General features: G+C 66.3%; 1 protein-coding gene. It reads left to right on the forward strand.

Annotated elements, in window-relative coordinates:
* The coding region (locus A9976_RS01965) for a methyl-accepting chemotaxis protein (protein WP_183017597.1) at positions 1-996 on the forward strand (996 nt) is incomplete at its 5' end.
* Between the last annotated feature and the right edge of the window lie 11 nt (positions 997-1,007).

Below are 1,007 nucleotides of genomic sequence, written 5' to 3' on the forward strand. Positions count from 1 at the left end.
GTTGGCGACAGTTTCGACAAGATCGCGGGCGGCGACCTGACGGTGCGCGTGGACGTCAACTCGTCCAACGAGATCGGCCAACTGATGGCGGCCGTCAAGCGCATGCAGGAAAGCCTGGCCCGCACGGTGTCGACGGTGCGCCGCGGCGTGGATGAAATCAACGTGGGCTCGCGCGAGATTTCCGCGGGCAACACGGACCTGTCCAGCCGGACCGAACAGCAGGCGGCCTCGCTTGAGGAAACCGCTGCATCGATGGAGCAATTGGCGTCCACGGTGAAGCAGAACGCCGACAACGCGCGCCAGGCCAACCAGTTGGCGGCCAGCGCGTCGGACGTGGCGGAGCGCGGCGGTTCGGCGGTGTCTGAAGTGGTCAGCACGATGCAGGGCATTTCCGCCAGCTCACGCAAGATCTCGGAAATCGTGTCGGTGATCGACGGCATCGCGTTCCAGACGAACATCCTGGCGCTGAACGCCGCGGTGGAAGCGGCGCGCGCGGGCGAGCAGGGCAAGGGTTTCGCGGTGGTGGCGGGCGAAGTGCGTTCGCTGGCGCAACGCAGCGCGCAAGCGGCCAAGGAAATCAAGGGCCTGATCGAAGACTCGGTCACGAAGGTGGGCGCGGGTTCGCAGCAGGTGGAACGCGCAGGCGCGACGATGCAAGAGATCGTGGCCTCGGTCAAGCGCGTGACGGACATCATGGGTGAGATCTCGGCGGCATCCGACGAGCAGTCCAGCGGCATCGACCAGGTGAACCGCGCGGTGTCGCAGATGGACGAAGTGACGCAGCAGAACGCGGCGCTGGTGGAAGAAGCGGCCGCTGCCGCCGGCTCGTTGCAAGAGCAGGCCCAGCGTCTGGCGGAAGCCGTCGCGGTGTTCAAGATCAATGCGGGCGAGGTCATCGAAGTGCCGGCGCATCGCCTGTCTTCCGCGCGTTCGTCCGATGACGATACCCGTCTGCATGCACCCGACGCGTTCGCGCTCGGGCACCGAGGAGCGTAGTGGCAACCGCA

Source organism: Delftia sp. UME58 (genome assembly GCF_014170385.1).
Taxonomy (GTDB): Bacteria; Pseudomonadota; Gammaproteobacteria; order Burkholderiales; family Burkholderiaceae_C; genus Comamonas; species Comamonas acidovorans.